The organism is Allocellulophaga tsushimaensis (genome assembly GCF_055383085.1).
On record NZ_AP039451.1, the window covers coordinates 3,573,911 to 3,594,827 of the forward strand.

At 32.5% G+C, this 20,917-nt stretch carries 15 protein-coding genes; 3 read left to right on the plus strand and 12 right to left on the minus strand.

The genetic code is table 11. The features are described from left to right. Nucleotides 1-30: 30 nt before the first annotated feature. From ACZ451_RS15500 to ACZ451_RS15540, 9 genes are all read right to left on the minus strand, one after another. Nucleotides 31-2,418, minus strand: coding sequence for a penicillin acylase family protein (locus ACZ451_RS15500; RefSeq protein WP_464214017.1), 2,388 nt, complete (start codon nt 2,416-2,418; stop codon nt 31-33). A gap of 160 nt (nt 2,419-2,578) precedes the next feature. Next, the gene (locus ACZ451_RS15505) at nt 2,579-4,549 is read right to left on the minus strand and encodes a protein-disulfide reductase DsbD family protein (protein ID WP_464214019.1); all 1,971 of its coding nucleotides are present in this window, start codon (nt 4,547-4,549) and stop codon (nt 2,579-2,581) included. 3 nt (nt 4,550-4,552) lie between these two features. Next, nucleotides 4,553-5,854 (minus strand): tRNA lysidine(34) synthetase TilS, encoded by a 1,302-nt coding sequence (tilS, locus tag ACZ451_RS15510; RefSeq protein WP_464214021.1) that lies wholly within the window; start codon nt 5,852-5,854, stop codon nt 4,553-4,555. 23 nt (nt 5,855-5,877) lie between these two features. Continuing rightward, on the minus strand, nt 5,878-6,702 hold the full coding sequence (locus tag ACZ451_RS15515) for an alpha/beta hydrolase (protein ID WP_464214023.1): 825 nt from the start codon (nt 6,700-6,702) through the stop codon (nt 5,878-5,880). A 162-nt stretch (nt 6,703-6,864) separates the two neighbouring features. Continuing rightward, nucleotides 6,865-7,629, minus strand: a complete 765-nt coding sequence (locus ACZ451_RS15520; protein ID WP_464214025.1) for a hypothetical protein — start codon at nt 7,627-7,629, stop codon at nt 6,865-6,867. Nucleotides 7,630-7,782: 153 nt separating this feature from the next. Continuing rightward, nucleotides 7,783-8,298, minus strand: a complete 516-nt coding sequence (locus ACZ451_RS15525; protein WP_464214027.1) for a GNAT family N-acetyltransferase — start codon at nt 8,296-8,298, stop codon at nt 7,783-7,785. A gap of 51 nt (nt 8,299-8,349) precedes the next feature. Continuing rightward, entirely contained in the window at nt 8,350-8,853 is a 504-nt protein-coding gene (locus ACZ451_RS15530) for a hypothetical protein (RefSeq protein WP_464214029.1), read from the minus strand. A gap of 36 nt (nt 8,854-8,889) precedes the next feature. Continuing rightward, a complete protein-coding gene (locus ACZ451_RS15535) occupies nt 8,890-10,188 on the minus strand; it encodes an anthranilate synthase component I family protein (protein ID WP_464214031.1) in 1,299 nt (432 codons plus the stop codon). A gap of 8 nt (nt 10,189-10,196) precedes the next feature. Next, on the minus strand, nt 10,197-10,730 hold the full coding sequence (locus tag ACZ451_RS15540) for an NADPH-dependent FMN reductase (protein ID WP_464214033.1): 534 nt from the start codon (nt 10,728-10,730) through the stop codon (nt 10,197-10,199). Between the two features lie 173 nt (nt 10,731-10,903). Here ACZ451_RS15540 and ACZ451_RS15545 point away from each other — a divergent pair, with 173 nt between their 5' ends. The 3 genes from ACZ451_RS15545 (at nt 10,904) to ACZ451_RS15555 (ending at nt 14,008) form a co-directional block, all read left to right on the plus strand. Further along, nucleotides 10,904-12,112 (plus strand): heparan-alpha-glucosaminide N-acetyltransferase domain-containing protein, encoded by a 1,209-nt coding sequence (locus ACZ451_RS15545; RefSeq protein WP_464214035.1) that lies wholly within the window; start codon nt 10,904-10,906, stop codon nt 12,110-12,112. A 58-nt stretch (nt 12,113-12,170) separates the two neighbouring features. Continuing rightward, on the plus strand, nt 12,171-12,401 hold the full coding sequence (locus ACZ451_RS15550; RefSeq protein WP_464214037.1) for a CDGSH iron-sulfur domain-containing protein: 231 nt from the start codon (nt 12,171-12,173) through the stop codon (nt 12,399-12,401). 212 nt (nt 12,402-12,613) lie between these two features. After that, nucleotides 12,614-14,008: a DUF3179 domain-containing protein gene (locus tag ACZ451_RS15555; RefSeq protein WP_464214039.1), complete on the plus strand. Its 1,395-nt coding sequence runs from the start codon at nt 12,614-12,616 to the stop codon at nt 14,006-14,008. 76 nt (nt 14,009-14,084) lie between these two features. On the opposite strand, the gene ACZ451_RS15560 is transcribed toward ACZ451_RS15555, so the two are convergent. From ACZ451_RS15560 to lpdA, 3 genes are all read right to left on the minus strand, one after another. Beyond that, a complete protein-coding gene (locus ACZ451_RS15560; RefSeq protein ID WP_464214041.1) occupies nt 14,085-14,861 on the minus strand; it encodes a hypothetical protein in 777 nt (258 codons plus the stop codon). Continuing rightward, nucleotides 14,861-18,985, minus strand: coding sequence for a T9SS type A sorting domain-containing protein (locus tag ACZ451_RS15565; protein ID WP_464214043.1), 4,125 nt, complete (start codon nt 18,983-18,985; stop codon nt 14,861-14,863). The genes ACZ451_RS15560 and ACZ451_RS15565 overlap by 1 nt, the downstream gene beginning before the upstream one ends. Before the next feature lie 383 nt (nt 18,986-19,368). Beyond that, nucleotides 19,369-20,775, minus strand: coding sequence for a dihydrolipoyl dehydrogenase (gene lpdA / locus ACZ451_RS15570; protein ID WP_464214045.1), 1,407 nt, complete (start codon nt 20,773-20,775; stop codon nt 19,369-19,371). Nucleotides 20,776-20,917 lie beyond the last annotated feature (142 nt).

Consider the following 20,917-nt stretch of genomic DNA (forward strand, 5'->3'; position numbering starts at 1 on the left):
TTTAATAAGCATAGTATATAATTAAAATTCTTAATTTCTATAAAATCTTAGTACAGATTCAGAAGTATTCACAATCTCTTCCTTATTTAGTAACATTTTTCTGAACTCTCCTTTAATAAACATTTCAGATTGATCTTTATAATGAGAGCTGAATAGATTCCCTGATTGCCCTGTTGGTAAGATACTTAAGCTATTTTCGACATCCGAAAAATCTATAATTCTTCGTGTAGATGGTCCTGCTGTTACTTTGTATGTAGGCTCTTCTGAATATAAAAAAGACATATTATTAATTACTTCTCTTGTACCAGATACCGGAAAAGGGCCTACATTAAAATAAGAACGTAGTGCTTCAACTTTACCAATAGGATGTTCGTGTTCTAAAGTGTGTACCCTATCCCATGACCAATTAGAAATATCATCCCCTAAATCTTTCTTCAGCGTTTTATAGGCAGCTAAAAATGAGGTAGAAACAATGTCTTCCTTAGTCTCTTTTACTGCATCAGTTTTACTATTATCCCACCAAATGGAAGTTTCATTTGCTGATAAAGGGGCTACTAATCTTTTTTGAAAATGAGTGGTTAAAAATTGTGTAAATAGTTCCTCTCCTAATTCATCTTTAAATGTGTTTTTTAATATATAATAGATCCATTTATGGTAAAACACAGCATTTACACTTTTAAGACCCGAATCTCCTTGCCATGATTTTAAATTGGTTATGATATTTTTTTGCTCAACTGAAAGGTCTATACCTTGTATACTTTTTATAAAATTAGAAACAATATCAGGGTTTACAGCAGAAATATCATCTGTAATCATTTCGCGAAACGAGGTAATATCCCAATCATTTTTTTCCGTTAATAAATTTACGATGCGTTTTGCTCTATTTTCTGGTAAATAATAACCTGGTATTAGAACACTATCATTGGTTACACTTTGATTATTAGCAGAATACACATAATTCCAAGGCGGGTTTATAGCTTGTGGATTTATAGAAAAATCTAAATATTGCAAAAGTTCATCTTTTCCTAAACTACCCTCTAATATCATTTTTGTATTACTATGATCTGGCATTGTATACAATTGCGCCGTAGCAAACCAAGCGATGTTACCTACAGCATCTCCATACATAATATTTAGTCCAGGAGCATGTATTTTAGGGAGTACACTCTTAAATTCGGTTAAGTTAGTAGCATGGGGCATTCCATACAAGGCATCCATAGTTTGGTTTTTTAACTTAGTATACACCCAAGACATGGCTATAGGCTTTTCTGTATTGATTTGATTTAAAATTCCATTTAAAACAGGACCATGATGTGTTTTTTGATATGTAAATGTAATAGCATCTCCATCTTTAACTTTTATCGTTTTTGAAACCGTTTCGTAGGTTTTCCATTCTTCTTTAAATTTATATTTGGTTTGATCCGTGGGGTGATTTTCTTCGTAATAAAAATCAATATCATCATTTTCAAACATGGTTAAACCATAAGCCAATTTACGATTATGGCCTAATAATGGAAAAGGAACTCCAGCTAAGTAATACCCATAATTGGTATAGGTTGGTGTTTCTATATGCGCTTCATACCAAATTGCAGGCTGCGAAAAACCAATATGTGGATCATTGGCAAACAGCACTTTTCCGTTTTTGGTTTTATTTGGAGCAACCACCCAACTATTACTGCCTTCAAATTGCGGCACTGGGAGTTTATGTAATGCTTTTGCAGTTACTTTAGACAAATAATGTAAAGTGGTGTCTTTTGATTTATAGGAGTGAATTAAGGTAGTGGTGGAATCTACTCCAATATTTAAATCAATTAAATAGTCATTTCCTAATTTTTCTTTTATAACTGTTAGCAATGGGTCTGTTTTATGCGCCATAGCAAAACTAAAGGCCATATACCCCGTTACATTATAGATATCATTTAAGGTAAATTTTTCTTTTTCAATCCCTAACATATAAAACTCTAACGGAGTGGGACCTTCTTCTAAAAACTGATTTACGCCATCTAAATAGGCTTGTGAAAGCTGTACCTGTTCTGAAGCAAGATCTAAATTGGCTACCGTTTTTTTAGAAGCTTCATCAATCCCTAAAGACAGGAATAATTTGTCTGTTGCTATTAAATCTTTCCCAAATAACTCCGATAAGCCACCTCTACCAATTCTTCGTAGTAATTCCATTTGCCATAACCGGTCTTGAGCATGTACATAGCCTAATACTTTAAAAGCATCTTTTTCTGTAGTAGCGTAAATATGGGGTATACCATAAGAATCATAATAGGTAGTTACTTCTTCGGTAAGCCCTGTTAAATTAACTTCTCCTTTATATTGGGGCTTTAACGTCTGAATGAATACTAATACAGCAATTCCTAGCAACACTACGATAGCCAAAAAAATATATAGAACTTTCTTTAATCGTTTCAAAATAAAAAATTTAGAGACTAAAGATACCTTTTATTTATTTTTTCATATCAAGAAAAACCTGTTCTTATTTACTGAATAATCGAGATTTAAATGCTATAAGACTTGCTTTGATATTTTTAAGTTATTTCCTTACGAATATGTTGCGGGCTTGCCATAGAGTTTACTTTGTTTTAAAACGCTCTAAACCTTTAAGCAACCATGTTTTATAGGTATCTCTATCTGTATATTGAATTGCGGAGTTTAATACTTCCATTTCTGGGGAAAGCAATACATAATACGGTTGAGAAGCCGCATTAAAATTAAGCGTTTGGAAAGTGCCCCACTTCTGCCCTACTGATTTTATATTTTTTACTCTTCCAGATTTATATTTAAAATTAAATTGCTCTTCTTTTGGTAATGCTTTTTCATTATCATCTACATACAATGAGATGAGTACGTAATCGTCTTTTATGATCGGAAAAATATCTGCTTCACTCCACACCTCATTTTCCATTCTACGACAGTTCACACAGGCCCAACCCGTAAAATCTAATAAAATAGGTTTATTTGTTTCTTTAGCATATGCAAGGCCTTCGTCAAAATCTTTAAAACAATTAACGCCTAAGGGGCAGTCATTTTCTTGTTCAAAAATGCTGTAAAACGTTGGTGGTAAGAAACCAAATAATTTTAAATGAACCACATTGGTTAATCCTAATAGCAAATAAATCGCAAAACCAGCACTTAATACACCTATACTCTTACGCACGTTAGACATTTTTTGTTTTGGTCCATCATGTGGAAAACGATATACTCCAAATAAATACAATGCAAGTAATACAAAAAGTGCAATCCAAATTGCTATAAATATTTCTCGTTTTAAAATTCCCCAATGTCCTACTAAATCTGCGTTTGATATAAATTTTAAAGCCAAGACCAATTCTAAAAAACCTAATACTACTTTTACAGTGGTCATCCATCCTCCAGATTTTGGAAGTGCATTTAACCATGCAGGAAAAAGGGCAAATAAGGCAAATGGCAAGGCTAATGCTGTGCCAAAACCTACCATACCAGCAGAAAGGTTGGTTGCAACATCTCCATCTGCTAAAGCCGTACTTCCTAATAAACCTCCTAAAATAGGACCTGTACATGAAAAAGATACGATAGCTAGCGTTACAGCCATAAAAAAGATTCCTATAAAACCACCTGCTTTAGAGGAAGCAGAATCCATTTTATTAGCCCAAGAAGAGGGCAAGGTTAGTTCATAATATCCAAAAAATGAAAAGGAGAAAAATACGAATATCACAAAGAATACAATGTTCAGCCAAACATTAGTAGATATGGTATTTAATATCTGAGAATCTACTGAATCAAACAAATGAAAAGGTAAACTCAATAGAAAATAGATCAATATAATAAAAAAGCCATAAGCTATTGCATTTGTGATTCCTTTACTTCTAGTTCCAGATTGTTTGGTAAAAAAAGATACCGTAAGCGGAATCATAGGAAATACACAAGGTGTTAATAGGGCAATTAACCCCCCTAAAAAACCTAAACCAAATAGTACCCAAAGACTTGTATTACCATCTAACGCATTTGTTGTTCCTTCTGTTAACCGTTCTTTATGTTTTAAATTTAAAGCTAAGGCATCACTTAAAGTTTTACTTCTTTCATCAATAGTAACTTCTTTTACTTCAGCTTTTTCATTGGTTAGAGAAAACACAAAATCTTCATCACCCGGGATACAAACTTCCTTACATACTTGAAAAAAAGCATTAACCGTTATTTGTTTTAACGTGCTATCTAACACCTTTATTTTTTGCTTAAAAACTGCTTTATTTTTAAAATAGGTTTCCTCTACTTCAAAAATATCATTGTATGAAGTTGTTGTTTCACTTTCTGTAGTCTCACCAATTAATTCATATGCTGTACCCTCCTCATTATAGGTAAATGCAATAGGTAAAGACCCACCTTCTGCTGTATGTTGCGAATACAAGTGCCATTCTGGATAAATAGCTGCTTTTAAAATAAGTTCAAACTCTGTTTCAGTAATTTTATGTACCTCTTGAGACCAGATTATAGGTTCGTCATCACTTTGAGAAAATCCAAAAAAAGTGCTAAAAAATAAGATAAAACTTAAAAAATATTGTTTCATATTTTAGAGGGTCAATTTTAATATTTGTTTTGTTTTTTGAGTTATTTTAAAGCGATTATCTGCTCGTTTACCTATTACCCAAACTATTTTGTTATCTGAACAAAGTAACCATTGGTTTTCTTTAGCAATCTGGCTGTATTTTTCGTCTTTAAAAAACTTACTAAGTTTTTTAACACCCTGCATACCAAATGGGTAGAAATAGTCGCCAGTTTTATACTTTCTTACGCTTAATGGGTATTTTAACGCATTTTTATCTACATATAGTATCTGGGGTCCTATTTCTTCTATTTCTTGGACTTCTTTAATTCGTATCACTATGGGGTTTTCTATCGTAGATTCTTGTTCCGATATGGTATACACCTCTGTATCTAGCCTTACTATTTTTTGCAAAAGTAAATGTGTTCTGTCTCTTAATAACCGATGTGTTTTAGAGCGTACTTCTTTACCACTACTACTCGTTAATAAAGATGAAATGTCTTCCCATTGCGTAAAACCATAAGTCTTAAACAATTCATATAGATAACCCTCTAAGGGTTGAAGTTTTTTTAATGCTGAAACAGAAACTTTAATCACATTAGCTTCTTCCTGAAATAAATCCGTTTTTAGCGTTTTAATATGATTTTCCAACATATGAGCTGTTTGACCCAAAAAACCCTGGGTATTCTGGAAGTTAGTTGCAAATGTTGGGTGTAATTCTTGTAATAAAGGCGCTATAGTGTGCCTAATGTGATTCCTTAAATATTTGGTTTCTGCATTGCTTTTATCTTCTCTCCAAGCAATAGCATTCGCTTTTGCATAGGCTAAAATTTCATTTCTAGAAAATTGTAATAATGGACGTGCAATACGATCGGTTTGGTCAGGGATTCCTGTTAAACCTTCTATTCCTGTTCCTCTAGATAAATTGATTAAAAAGGTTTCTAAATTATCATCTGCTTGATGTGCCGTTACTAAAGTAGTAATCCCATTTTTATGCATTAGATTGTAAAACCAATCATAACGTAATTCACGTGCAGCCATTTGTACTGATACTTTATGTTTACTAACATAAAATTGTGTATTAAAATGAGTTATGTGAATTTTTTTGTCTATTTTTTTACTCAATGCTTTTACAAAAGCTTCGTCTGCATCACTTTCTACTCCTCTTAAATTAAAATTACAATGTGCAATGGAAAAATCGAGTTTTAATTGATGACAAAGATGTACCAAAACAACACTATCTATTCCTCCGCTACAGGCTAAAAGAAATGGTTGTTCTTGTAGTTTAGAAAACTGTTTTTCTATGTGTTGTTTAAAATTTGCTAGCACAAGGCAAAAATAATGGTAAATAGTTAAATACGATCATTAATCCACTCTTGAACTACCAATAACATTTCTTCAGCACATAAATCGTGATGAAGTTCATGATAGCCACCTTCAAATAATTTTAACTTGGTTTTGGTTGAATTTTGATGAAAATCTTCACTGCCTTGTACAGCTATAATCTGGTCTGCAGTACCGTGTGTAATTAGTGTTTCTATTTCTAAATGCTTCGCATTTTCTATAACCCACTCCCCTGCTTCCATAATTGGAAAGGAGAACATAGGGCTTACTTGATCATGCACTAAAGGATCTGTGGTATATTTTTTAACTTCTTCAGGAACTCTAGAAATAAAATTAGTATCTAAGCCTGCAGATAAGGTAATGGACGGCGCTATCTTAAGTAATATTTTCCCTAATACCATTTTCCATTTGGGTGGCTTAAAAGCCAAACGTAAATAGGGACTTGTTACTATAATAGTTGCTAGTACTGGTTTTCTTCTTAAAGCGTAATTCAGCACTAGATTCCCACCCATACTATGCCCATATAGCATTATTTTTTGCTTAGGGTATCTTGTTCTTGCTTTTTCTAGTACCAAATCTAAAATAGCTAATAAAGATTCATAACTAGGGCAATGTCCACGTTTTCCACCAGATTTTCCATGTCCTATATGATCATAAAAAACCACAGCAATATTATTTGCTAAAAGCATTTTAATAACAGTATTGAAATACCTGCCCGAATGCTCACCAAAGCCATGTACCAAAACACATACTGCTTTTATCTCATGAGGTTCAGTATAACCATAATGAATAGTAGTATTAAAAGCAGAAAAAGTTGATTCTTTGATGTTCATTTCTAATTACAGTTTTGATTCATATTCACAATTGTTGATACAAAAATTCACTTTTCTTGTACGCTTATTCAAAACGGACCAAAACCCCTTGCAACAATGAATTTAGAAGTATTCTAGCTATGATATTAATGATTTTTACATAGTTTTTACTTGCATTAACTTTTATTTTTTCCATATTTTTCTAATCAACTTTAGAGTTTTTAAAGCTTTAAAATTGATTTTTTTAGATTTAGGAATAAACTCAATTTTGACAGTTTTTCCATTTAATTTATGGTAATCTAATTCATCCATTTCTGGTTGTTTTAAATCAGCCCCTCCTTTATGAGGGTTTTGTACATAAAATTCAGGTGGTTTTGGTAATTCCTGTTCACATTCTGTAGAGCAAAGGTTCGCAAGCATAGGAATTGTATCAGTTCCTATGCGCGCAGTAATCCACATTTGATTAGTAGTTTCATATGTTATTTCCTTTTCACAAACGCTACATTTTAAACTATCTCCAAAATACCTTACAGGATTGTGATGAAGCCTCGGGAAACCCATTCTATTTTTATAGTTCCCATAAAGTGCCCTTGTACTTATTCTACTGTCTTTTAATTTTTTGCACTTGTAAATCTCAAAAGGGAACCAATTTAAATCATAAGAAGTGTATGTATCAAAATATTCTAATGATTCCATTTCTCCTATTTCTGGAGGAATTCTCTTTAAATTACTCCCGTAAAGTGCAATTTTTTTTACTTTTTTAAGTTTAGAAATAGATTCAGGCAAAGTATAAATCTGCGAAAACAATTCATCTCCTAAATATTCTCTAGGTACAAATTCATCTGTACCATTTTCAGCAGTTTGATCAATATACTTACATAATTTTTTCCAAGCAATAGAATTTCTGTCTTGAATATTATTAGGTATTTTAGAAATTCTTTTATTCATTTTAATGAGTCAGATTGTGCCTAATATCGATATTATTCTTCTTAGCCCTACTACTAATCTAATAGGTTTTTCATTATTTTGAAAGTATTTTCATTTTTTTAGTTTCTAAATCAAAAGATTTGGAAATTTAACATCAAAACTTTAAAACCATAATCAAGTACTCTTTCTTGCATAAAGCAATATTTCATCATCTTCATTTGGTAATTTTGTGATACCTAGCTTTTCTAATCCTAGTTTCTCTAAAAGTTTTTGAGAAGCACTATTTTTCTTTGATGTAATTGCTTTAACTTCTTTAATATTAAATTCTTCAAAAGCGGCTTTCAATACTCTCTGAGCAGATTCGTAAGCATAACCTAATCTTTCGTATTGTGGTAAAAGGGCAAATCCAATATCAACCCCATCTACTCCATCTCTGTTATAGAGTCCACAAACCCCAATTTTTTCACCAGTAGTTTTTAATATTAAAGTATAACTTGAATATCCAAGGCTATTTAATTGAATACATATTTTAGTCTGAATGTATTTTACGGCATCTTCAATTGAATTAATTTTTCTATCTCCTACATATTCAATGAACTTTGGGGTATTCATCAATTCATAAATTAGTTCAGCATCTTTTTCTAAAGTTGGTTTTATCAATAATCGTTCTGTTTCAAATTCTTTGTACACTTAGTTTTGTATTTATAATAGCTACACAAATTAATTAGGCTTTACTATTAACTAGAAATCTTTAGTGAAACCAACTGTTTTATTTTTTGAATTCATCTTAAAAAAGTATACTTGGTTTTTGCGTATCCCTATTTTTTGTATGGATGTATAAAACTGTTCTATATATATTTTAGGAATATCTTTATCTACATTTAAAAGGATCTTTACTTCCTTTGGATCTCCATGAACAGGGTATAAATAGCTTAAAAGTTCCTTTTCTTCTATGCTTAATTGATTATTAAGCTGGTAAGCAAAATTTCCTTTGAAAACTTCAACTGACTCATCCATAAATTCAGGTTTTACTTTCCCAAAATAGACATAAATACTAGGGTCTAAATTCTCTTCATTAAAGTCAAATTTAGCTTTAGTTATATCTTTAGGAATAAAATCAATCTTAAGGTTTATTGATAAATCTTCTATGAAAAAATTTAAATTATTTTTTTGAGTTTCACTTTTACAAGAAGAAAAAATAATCCCAAAAATTATGATGTAAAAACTGATTCTTAGTATTTTCATAATATCCTTAGTCCTAAATATAACAAATCTAAAACACTAACTCTCCAACACCTCTCGCATCGCTTTAGCTTTCAGTAAGCACTCTTCATACTCTTTTTCGGGTACAGCTTTAGCGGTAATAGCACTCCCTACAGAGAAAGAAGTGTATTGTGTGGCATCATCGTACAAAATACTGCGTATAACTACATTAAAATCAAAATCTCCTGTTGGTGTAAAATACCCAACTGCACCACTGTACAGCCCTCTTTTAAAATGTTCTAGTTCTTCTATAATCTGCATGGCAGATACTTTTGGAGCGCCTGTCATACTTCCCATAGGGAATGTTTCTTTTATAATCTCTACAGGATTCTTCTTTTCTGCTACATGTGCTGTAACTGTAGATATCATTTGATGTACTTGTTGAAACGAATAGACTTTACACAACTCTTCTACAGTTACAGAACCCTTTAAAGCACTTTTAGACAAATCGTTTCTAACCAAATCTACGATCATTATATTTTCTGCTCGTTCTTTTTCGTCTTGAGAGAGCGCTAATTTTAAGGCGATATCTTCTTTTTCATTATCTGAACGTTTTGCAGTCCCTTTTATAGGTTCAGAAATAATTTTTGGACCTATTTTCTTTAAATAGCGTTCTGGAGATGCAGAAAGTAAATACTTAGTATTCAACTTTAGAAAAGTAGCAAAAGGAGCTTTAGAAATACGATTTAACTTTTGATACGTTTGTAAAGGATGGATCTTAAAATTTTCGGCATAAAACTCTTGGCAAAAATTTGCTTCATATACATCTCCTCTGTATATATGTGCTAAAAGTGCCTTCACTTGCTTAAAATACTCATCTTTAAAAATTCGCATTTTAATTTTTATAGGACTTTGACTTTTCTCCTTATCTTCAGTAAAGGCGTTATATTCTTGTATTTCAATAAAATCGGTCTCAATTTCATCATCAACCATATTTAAATAGTGGAATTCAATAGTATCACCTACTATTCTAATTATCTTTTTAGGTTGAAAAAAATGCAAATCTGGAAATGCTATCTCATCTAAATTTGTAGAAGTCAATTCTTCTACATCATTCTTTAGATCATAAGAGAGGTAGCCAAAAATCCAATCTTTCGTTTCCGATTGGTATGTTTTTAAATCTTCAAAAGCGGCTGTTGCATCTGTTGTTATTGCAGTTAGTGCATCTACAGCAAGTATTCCGTTAAAAGAGCTGTATTTTGTATGATGTCCATTACTATCTAACCAGACTACATCATAAAATTGCTGCGACCACTGTAAAAGGGAAGCTTTAAAATTCTCAATGTCAGAAACTGAAAATGATGTTATTTTTCGCAAAATATAAATTAGAGTTTAGCTAAAAAAGAGGCTACTTTCTCCTGATGCATTTTTGATAATTCTGGATCAGTAATTCCAGTTTGTTCATCAAAATTATCGTAAAATGAAGGTAAAGAATAGCTTTCTATAGCTGTAGCGCCTAATCGTGGGAGTAGTTTCTCAGTAACTTCTAAAGCACCAATTCCTCCTCTTTTTCCAGGAGAGGTAGCCATTAACAAAACTGCCGTGTCTGCCAAAAAGTTTTTGTTTACTCTTGAACACCAATCTAAGACATTTTTAAAATAGGCTGATGGGTTACTATTATGTTCATTAACAGAAATAATAAGTCCTTTTGCATGCTTTATATCATTTGTAAACTCTATTAAAGAATTTGAAAAACCATTATTTTTCTCCTCATCTTCACTATACATCGGAAAAGGAAAGTTCACCATATTTAAAAGCTCTATATCCTTATCGTTAATTGTGTTTACAGTATGTTTCACCAATTTAAAATTTATAGAAGTAGATGAATTACTACCTGCAAAAGCTAAAATAAATGCCATTTATACTCTTTTTATACGTTGATTCAACGAAAATACCTCAAATACCATTTAATTGCACATATTTTATCTAATTTTGCAAAATAAACATCCAAACATACTCAATTACAAGTATATAGGGAAACCAAATTTATACTAAAATCATAAATAAGGTGTTTAAGTATTGGTTATTTAAAATGAATCATTATAAAGTGGATAAAAAAACAACACGCTTATATTTTGTAGATGCAATGCGCGCATGGGCTATCCTTATGATGTTGCAAGGTCACTTTATAGATGGTTTACTAGACAATGCTTTTAGAGACAACACTAATTTAGGCTTTTCTATATGGCAGTATTTTAGAGGAATTACGGCTCCTGTATTTTTTACTGTTTCTGGTTTTATATTTACTTACTTACTTGTAAAAGGAGATACAATTGGGTTTCATAATCCTAGAGTAAAAAAGGGTATTAAACGAGGATTGCAACTTATAGTTATTGGATACCTGCTCCGTTTAAACTTTTTTGGCTTATTAGTTGGTCAAATATATCCTGAATTCTATAAAATAGATGTGCTTCATTGTATAGGTTTATCTATTTTAGGTATTGTAGGCTTATATCTAATTACAAAAGCCAGAAAAACACTATTATCTATACTATTACTTACAATAACTGTTCTGTTATTTATTTTAGAACCCATCTATAGTAGCTATAATTTTAGCTTTTTACCAAAAATGCTTGCTAATTTTTTTACTAAAAACAACGGTTCTATTTTTACTATTCTGCCATGGTTTGGCTATGCCTCTTTTGGTGCTTTTATGGCAATATTATTTACAAAATACAAGAATTACAGGTATTTATATCCTGCAGCAATTTCTTCTGCTCTCCTTTTTGGAATTGCACTCATTTATGGTTCTTCTCCTCTTCTACTGGTACTGGCAAGATTTACAAAAATGCAAGTATTGGCTGATGTATATTTTAATAACTATTTATTTATTCGTTTAGGAGATGTATTCATTGTCTTTGCTATTTTTATGCTATTGAGACGTTTTATGACGAATGCAACTATTTTGAAAATCGGTGCAAGTACCTTATCAATCTATGTGATTCATTTTATTATACTATATGGAAGTTTTATTGGTTTAGGTTTGTATTTTTTCTTACATCATACTTTAGCACCAGTATGGGCAATTTCTGGCGCAATACTGTTTATGATAAGCTGTACTTACTTAGCCCTACTGTATGAAAATAAGAAAGCTATTATCAACATTAAAATACAGGCTATACAAAAGAAAGCACTTTTAAAATTAGACCCGTGGTCTCTATTTACACTTAAACTCATAAAAATATACTTTTTAAAAGCTAGAATTTACCTCTTAAAGTTGTTTAGACTAGTTAAGAATTAGGCCTTGCTATTCTTTTCTATAAATGTTTCTATTATTTTAGTAGAAAAAAATAAGAAACATGAGCGATAAAAGATTTTCTCCAATACAAGTAGACTTAGAAAAAGATAAGAAATATGCGTGGTGTACCTGTAGTCATAGTAAAGACCAACCATTTTGTGATGGTTCACATAGAGCTAACAATGCAACACCATCATTGGGTTTTTCAGTAGAAGAAGACAAATCAGCATATTTATGCACTTGTAAGTTAACAAAGAACCCACCTTATTGTGATGGTTCTCATAACAATTAAATGATATTTTTAAAGTTCAGGAAATTCTTTTTTGCACTTTTAAAACAAACTACCTCGAGATTGACTCTCGAGGTTTTCTTTTTTTATACAATTGAGTTGAGCTATAAGATTAATATAGAAGTATTTAAATATCAATAAATATGCTCACAAAATATTCTTAAACTAGAAAGACTTCATTTTTATTTTCGACTGATTCATTAAAATCACTCAAAATGCTATTGAAATTAAAAATAAGTATAGTTATCCTCTTCTTTTTTGGATTCTCCAATAACTTATCTTCATCTACTTCTAAAAATAGTACTCCTGCCATTAGTATTGATGAAGAAGTGGGGATAGAAGATTTTTTAACCCTATTTATAGAAAAAGATAATGTTGTTTTAAATAACACTATTAGTAAAATAAGTGAAAATTGGAAAGAAGCTTATGAAATACTGCTTTTAGAAACACTTTATTTCTCACAAGATAAAAACACTTACACTAAATTGTTAAAAATATTAGAAAAGAAAACACGTAAATATTATGGTGATGATTTTGATAAATGGTTTCAATACATTTGGAGTAAAGAAGCAAGTTATTCCGAAGAATATTATCAATTTAAAGCCATTATACATCAGCAAATAGACCCAAAATTTGCTGCTTATTTTAATGAGAGAGCAAAACAAAGCACTATTCGTTTAGATGAAGTACGTTGGGGAGGCGTAAAACAAGATGGTATCCCTCCTTTACGAAACCCTTTAATGATTACTGCAGCGCAAGCCACTTATTTAGATGATAGTAATATTGTATTTGGAATAGAAGTTAACGGTGATGCTAGAGCATATCCTAAACGTATTTTAGCTTGGCATGAAATGTTTGTAGATACTGTTGGTGATGTACCCGTTGCTGGAGTATATTGTACCTTATGTGGCACTGCAATATTATATAAAACCACACATAAAGGGACTAATTACGAATTAGGGACTAGCGGTTTTCTATACCGCTCTAATAAATTAATGTATGATAAAAAAACGCAATCCTTATGGAGCACTTTAGAAGGAGAACCTGCTATTGGACCATTAGTTGGGAAAGGCATTAAATTAGAGTATTTAAGCACCGTAACCACAACTTGGGGAGAATGGAAAAAAAGACATCCAGAAACTACAGTATTATCCTTAAGTACTGGGCATAGAAGAAATTATGCAGAAGGAAATGCTTATAAAGATTATTTTGCAACTGATGAATTAATGTTTACCATTCCTAAAATAGATAAAAGTCTAAAGAATAAAGATGAAATCTTAGCCATACGCTTAACCGAAGTAAAAGATGAAAATATAGCGATAGCTAGCAAGTTTTTAAGAAAACATCCTATTTACCATTCTACTATAAAGGATGTAAGTTTTGTTGTTTTTACCGACAATACAGGAGCACACAGAGTTTATAAAAATAAAGGCTTACGTTTTACAACATATGACGGATATGTTGCTATGGATGAGAATGGAACAGATTGGACTATCTCAGAAGAACTAATGAAAAGCGCTAATGGAGATACTTTGGAACGTTTGCCATCTCATAATGCATTTTGGTTTGGTTATAAAGCTGCTTTTCCTAATACAAAATTAATAAAATAACAGTTGGGTTGTTATAAAAAAACCTCCTAATTACAAATTGTAATTAGGAGGTTTTAACTTTTAATTTATTTTAAAGTTACTGTACTGTAAACTCAAAAATAGCTGAACTAGATTCATTACCTACATCATCTCTGGTAATTACTCTCCAGTAATAAATCGTATTAGATGTTGTTGTAACATCTCTTGTAGTAATATTACTAGGCACTCTAACCATATCAGTTGGAGGGTTTGTATCACCAAAAAATACATCATATTCCATAATATCATTATTAGCATCACTACCTTCCCATTCTAATGTTACTGATGTAGTATTAGCTGCCAATACTTCATTTCTATCAGGATTAATTGGGTTTGCAGTGCTTGGTGTAAATGACACTAAAGCTACTCCTGCTGCCGTAAAAGTTTGCTCTGTAGAGGTAGCGGTTTCATCTGTCCCATTTTTAGAAGCTATTACTTGCCACGTATAATTCCCTTGAGGAATTATTTCTGTAACATCTAAAGTGACCTCTCTGGTATTTACAGTAGTTTCAAGACTATTGGTATCACTAGTATCATTATTTGTTAAATTAACAGTATAAGTAACAGTATTACTGGCACTTGCATCTCCAGTCCATCGAAGAGTTATAGTATAAGTTCTGTCTGTATCACCATCGTTTCCTGTTAAATCTTTTGCCTCCGCACATATTTCTCCGTTAATAGGAAATGTCAAGTTTGCTGGCGCAGGTGGATCCACTGCGGTGGGTGGCATTGGCGTTGGTGTTGGTGTTGGTGATGGCATTTCTCCTCCGTCTCCTGAACTACCACAGGAAGCAAATAAACTAACGAACGTTATAATTAAAAATATCTTTTTCATTATTTAACAATTTTAAATGTTGATGTTGATTGAGGAGCATTTACTTTTACCAAATAAATACCAGAGGCTAAATTTTGCATATCTACTGAAGAAACTCCATTAGTTGAAGAAGATTTTTGAGAACTTAATAAAGTTCCTGAAAGACTAAAAACGTTAATCTCTACTTCTTCTGTAGTTCCTGTTTCTATCATTAAATTATGAACAACCGGATTTGGATAAGCAGTTATGGCACCTATTACAATTTTTTGATCAAATTTTCCTTGACACTCTTTTTCTGCTTGAACAGAAATACTGTTTATACCATCCTCCAATTGGAGTGTTAAACTAGTTTCTGTTGTTGTAAATTCAGTATCATTTAAAATAATAGTGTATTCCTCTCCTCCTGAGAAATCTAAAGTAACTCTTTTATTTACTTGAGATACTCTAGAGCTAACTGAAAGATCTTGAGGCTCAGAAATAGTAATATTAAATATAAATACTTCGTTAGAATTATTATCTGTAATTTCTATACGATAATCACCTGCAGCTAAACCATCTATAGTTGCATTTTGTGTAAAGCCTTGGTTAGAAGCTGCAGCGCCTGTTACATTTACTGTAAAATCTCCAACAATAGAAGAACTTATAAGAATGGATCCATCATTATTATTGGCACAAGTTTCTCCCGTATTTGTTACAGTAAATTCTGCCAAAGTAAATTCTCTATAAGTTATCGTTACTGATGCAGTATCACTTAAACCAGTAGCGGTTTCTGTAAGCCTATATGCTATTGCCGGTGGGTTACCTGAAAATTCTGCTGAAGGTGTAAAAGTTAAAACTCCAGAAGCAGTATTGTATGACCAATCTCCAAGAACACCAGCACTTAATGTTGTTTCTATTTCAGGAGTGGACAGATCTAAATCAACTGTTACTTGAGTTGCTGTTAAACCAGCACCGTTATCAGAAACATCATTTGCAAGAATATTAACAGATACTGCTCCTGCATCATTATTTAAACTCGTATCATTAGTAGCTGTTGGGTCCTGTACATATTCAAAATTTACATTTCCTAAATCTGATAAACCATTTGCAATTTCTGTTAAGGAATATGTGATATCTGTTGGGTTAGCTATAAAACCTGTATTTGGCATAAAAGTTAAATTCCCATTAGAAGTATCATAATTCCAAACACCTTCACTACCAACAATTAATTGTGTCTGTTGACCATCCGTATTTACATCTATATCTATAAGAACTTCGTTGGCCAATGGTGTATTACCTGCTTCATTGGTGTCATTTGCTAAAATATTAAAAACAATTGATGCTCCTCTTGGGTTACTTCTACTTACATCATCAGCTGCTGTAACTTCAGGTTCAATAACATTTAACCTTAATTGAGGAGAAGGCCCTCCAAAAAATTGTGGTGAGTCACCAGGAGAATTAATAAAAATCAACATTTCATAATCGCCTACAGGCAAGGGACCACTTAATGTTACCTCAAAAGTCCCTCTATCTGCTGTAATTGCACCTGGACGAATAGAAGCAAAACCACCAGTAACACCAGTTGTTCCCGTTCTAAGATTTAAATCAACAGATTGAGTTGTTTTTAATGTTGCATAGTCTACCTCAATAGAAAACATAGTTTGACTATTAGTTATTGTTAAAGCGATTTCACTAGATTCAGGATTTGTATATACTACAAAGGCTTCATTACTTGTAAATTCAAAAGAATCTATAGCAAAAAGGTCAATACCTGCGGCACCACTATATTCAAAACGTAGTCTATTCAACCCTCTATTATTAAGTGTAATAACCCCAGTGAAATCTTGAAAATTACCAATTCCCCCAGTATCTGTTATCGTTATAGTTTCTAACTCATTAACACCATTAAATACAGTAATAGTACCGCCACCGCCTACAGGAGTACTAGCACGGACAGTTAAATCTAAACTACCAGGTATTGAAAGATTAACATCATATGTAGAAGAATCTCCGTTATTAATAGATTCAATAATACCTGCATTTACAACTGTTCCACTATTTTCAACAAATTCTTCGGCCTCTACTATTCCAGGAATATTTATGGCCAAGCAAATATTTTCAGCATCATCAATACACAAATCATCTGCATTATCAACAAAACCTCTTACTGGGCTACAACTCTGTATGGTAACGTTTGGATCTCCTAATCCGTCATTATCTTCATCAGCATAAAGTGTCATTGGCACACAAGGCGCTTCATCGTTTTCAAGAGATAAAACCACGGCTGCAACACGTCCTCCAGTTTGTGCGTAAGTCACGGTAACTGTGTTGGTGCCATTATTCACTATGTTAAAAGGTACATTTAACTCAAAAGTCCCATAAAAATCAGCTCTATTGGCTTGATCGCCTCCTCTCCAATTACTGGGAATAGTTAATGGGGTTCCATTAAAAGTAACCTGACTAGGCAACCTGTTTAATCCAGTCGCAGGAGAATTAGGATTAATACCAGTTCTCAAAGGAATTCCTACACTTAATCTTAAAGTAGCATCTCCAGTAGTTCCTTTTACAACATTGCTTAGGGTAAATGTCCTTGCTTGATTTGCACTAATTGGAACAGTAGGGGCTTTGTCAGTTGGCGCTTCTGAAGTGGAAGCATAGTACTTGGTCCTCCTAATGCTACTCGTAAAATTCACAGGAGAACTATACGTTATGGTTAAGATTTTAGTTTCTCCAACTAATAGTGGTACAGAAGCAGGAATACTGTTTGAACTTATCCCAGGTTCAAATATAGGCGTATTATTTCCATTTGTAACAATTGATGACGTTACAACATTTGTAATTCCTGATCCACCACTTAAAAAATTTAAATTTACCGTTTTACCAACAGTATCTAAATTATTAAGTGCTATATATACTGTATTTCCATCAACAAAAGCTTGTGTCTGTACATCTAGATCGTCACTAAAGATTTTTGCACGGTCACCTTTAACGTCTTTCCAAAATGTGTAGAAATTTGCTCTAAATGTTAGTACAAAATCATTATTTCTAAACGGCGCATTAGGGAAAAGTTCTGTTGGACGAAGGTACGCTGGTGGATATGGTCTTAAATCTCCATCTCCGCCATCTGCAGTAAAACCACTATTATAATAGAAATCACCTCGCCCTGTTGTAAAAGGAATACAGATTTCAATATTATCCTGACGTTCAAAAAAGTTAAATAACATATTATTAAAACCACCTATTGAGACAGCACTTCTCGCTTCATTATTAAAATCAGGTGCAGGACCTGGAGGAAAAGGGTCGTTACCGCCTATTACTCCAAATTCTGTGATCGCTATTTTTTTAGGGGTACCAAAAAGTTGAGCAGTATAGGTCTCTACTAAATCTAAAATAGCTTCGGAATTACTTCCAGAACGACCATTTGATTGCCCTACTTGGTTTACCCCATCATAAGGGTGAATTGATAATGCATCTATATCAACTCCTGCGATATCAATAAATTTCTTCATATGATTTTGCCAAGTTTCACTAAAGTCTCTTCTGGCATATGAAGGGAAAGCACTAGAAAAACCGATCACTTTCATATTGGCTAACTCAGGTGTTGCATGTACTTCTCTAGCCATTTCTCTAAACCACTCACTCATTCTTGTAACAATTTGTGAATTAGTGAGACCACTAGTTGCTTCAAAACCACCAGCTTTAATAAAAGGCTCGTTAAAAGGTTCCCAAAACTCAGGTCTATTTTGTGTATCTACTTCATCGATCCAATACCTAATTGCTGCACGAGCAGCAGCAGCAGGATCATCAGAAGGTTGCCATACACCAGTATTAGCGGTAGCAATAAATCTTCTTACCGGTCTAACAAAACCATCAGAAGTTGCAGGAGTGGTAGGGAAATTACCACGTGGACTCGTAAAGCTTCCATCCGCAAAAGGGCCAAAAAAACGACGTCCTTCCCCTACATTATTATCCCGAAGAAAAGTAGGAAAAGCAGGTTCTTCATTAAGAGCATGAATATTAAAATACTTGGCTCTATCTAAGTTAGATTCTGCTCCTAAAAAACGTTGTTTTTCAAGATCAATACTAACATTAACTGTTTGGGAAAAAGTTGTTAGTGATGCCACAAGAGCAATAAAAAACAACATTTTGGGGTAAACTTTATTCATGTGTATTACAATTTAATTTAAATAATCTTCAAGCAATTTTTAGCAAAAAAAGCTAATGCAGCACTATTAATTTGCTATAGTAAAGTTAAAAAAACCAATTTAATAAGACCATAACATATGATTTATTAATGATATTATATGATTCACTAATAACTACAAACAGACGAGACATCGAATATATTATACCACTTATGTGTTTTTGATGCTATTGAAAATAATAAAAGTTTATATCCAATAGTATAATTTCATATAAATATTTGATAATTCTTTTTAAACAATCTTCTATTTTTTTAGTTTTTAAATATCATTGGAGCAGTACTCAAAAAAAAACTAGCATGTTCTAATGAAAATACTAGTCTTTTAAATAAATATTATTTCCTTACCTATACATGCAAAGCTCTATCTTCTGTAGCTGCTAATGCGGCCTCTTTTACTGCTTCAGCATAGGTAGGATGTGCATGACTCATACGTGCAATATCTTCCGCCGACGCCCTAAACTCCATAGCAACTACTGCTTCAGAAATTAAATCTGCACAACGTGCACCTACCATATGCACACCTAGCACTTCATCTGTTTTTGCATCAGCTAAAATCTTTACAAAACCATCTGTATCCATGCTAGCCCTAGATCTTCCTAAAGCTCTCATTGGAAATTGTCCTGTTTTATAAGCGACTCCAGCTTCCTTTAATTCTTCTTCTGTTTTTCCAACAGCTGCTACTTCTGGCCAAGTATATACCACACCCGGAATTAAGTTATAATCTATATGTGGTTTTTGCCCGGCAAGAACTTCTGCTACTAAAGTTCCTTCCTCAGATGCTTTATGCGCTAGCATTGCTCCTTTAACTACATCACCTATAGCATATATATTACTTACATTAGTTTGTAACTGAGCATTTACTTCTACTCTATTTCTATCATCCATTTTTACACCTGCAGCAGCAAGATTCAATCCGTCTGTATAGGGGCTACGTCCAACAGCAACTAAACAATAATCGCCAGTAAATGTTATTTCTTTCCCTTTTTTATCATCTGCCTTTACGATAACTTCATTTCCATTACGTTCTACAGATTTAACTTTGTGGGATAACGCAAATTTTACTTTCTGTTTTTTCATCGCTTTCATTAGTTCTTTAGAAAGCGCAGCATCCATACCAGCTACGATACGATCCATATACTCCACAACAGTAACTTCTGCTCCTAATCTTTTATATACTTGCCCTAGTTCTAAACCAATAACACCACCACCAATAATAATCATGTGTTTTGGCACTTCTTTTAATTTTAGAGCTTCTGTTGAAGTTATAACACGTTCTTTATCTAAGGTTATAAAAGGTAAGATAGATGGTTTTGAACCAGTTGCTATAATAATTTTTTTGGCTTCAATGGTTTCAGCGTCACCATCCGATTTTGTTATTGTTATATGTGTAGCATCCTTAAAACTACCTAAACCCTGAAAAACAGCAATCTTATTTTTATCCATTAAAAATTCAATCCCCTTGGTGGTCATATCTACCACTCCTTGTTTACGGGAAATCATTTTTTCTAAATTGATTTTTACTTCTCCTGGTATTTCAATTCCATGCTCTTCAAAATGTTTTATTGCATCTTCATAATGATGAGAAGAATCTAACAATGCTTTAGATGGTATACAACCTACATTTAGGCAAGTACCGCCTAAGGTACTATACTTTTCTATTATTGCTACTTTCATTCCTAATTGCGCACAACGTATTGCTGCAACATATCCTCCAGGTCCAGAGCCAATAACGGCTACATCATATAAACTCATAAATATTTAAATTTTTATCTGCTCCACAAAATTAGTACTATTTTCTGTTTTAAAAACGAAACAAGTCTAAACTTATACTATTCTATTCGTAATTTCTTTTTTTATTGAAACCTATTAATCAAATTTGCGTCTCAAAATAATA

What these genes read in the sequence shown, in the direction of transcription:
- ACZ451_RS15540 (WP_464214033.1), bottom strand. Translation starts at nt 10,730, where the DNA reads ATGGCATTTATTTTAGCTTTTGCAGGTAGTAATTCATCTACTTCTATA.
- ACZ451_RS15545 (WP_464214035.1), top strand. Translation starts at nt 10,904, where the DNA reads ATGAATCATTATAAAGTGGATAAAAAAACAACACGCTTATATTTTGTA.
- ACZ451_RS15560 (WP_464214041.1), bottom strand. Translation starts at nt 14,861, where the DNA reads ATGAAAAAGATATTTTTAATTATAACGTTCGTTAGTTTATTTGCTTCC.
- ACZ451_RS15550 (WP_464214037.1), top strand. Translation starts at nt 12,171, where the DNA reads ATGAGCGATAAAAGATTTTCTCCAATACAAGTAGACTTAGAAAAAGAT.
- ACZ451_RS15515 (WP_464214023.1), bottom strand. Translation starts at nt 6,702, where the DNA reads ATGAACATCAAAGAATCAACTTTTTCTGCTTTTAATACTACTATTCAT.
- lpdA (WP_464214045.1), bottom strand. Translation starts at nt 20,775, where the DNA reads ATGAGTTTATATGATGTAGCCGTTATTGGCTCTGGACCTGGAGGATAT.
- ACZ451_RS15505 (WP_464214019.1), bottom strand. Translation starts at nt 4,549, where the DNA reads ATGAAACAATATTTTTTAAGTTTTATCTTATTTTTTAGCACTTTTTTT.
- ACZ451_RS15520 (WP_464214025.1), bottom strand. Translation starts at nt 7,629, where the DNA reads ATGAATAAAAGAATTTCTAAAATACCTAATAATATTCAAGACAGAAAT.
- ACZ451_RS15565 (WP_464214043.1), bottom strand. Translation starts at nt 18,985, where the DNA reads ATGAATAAAGTTTACCCCAAAATGTTGTTTTTTATTGCTCTTGTGGCA.
- ACZ451_RS15530 (WP_464214029.1), bottom strand. Translation starts at nt 8,853, where the DNA reads ATGAAAATACTAAGAATCAGTTTTTACATCATAATTTTTGGGATTATT.
- ACZ451_RS15555 (WP_464214039.1), top strand. Translation starts at nt 12,614, where the DNA reads ATGCTATTGAAATTAAAAATAAGTATAGTTATCCTCTTCTTTTTTGGA.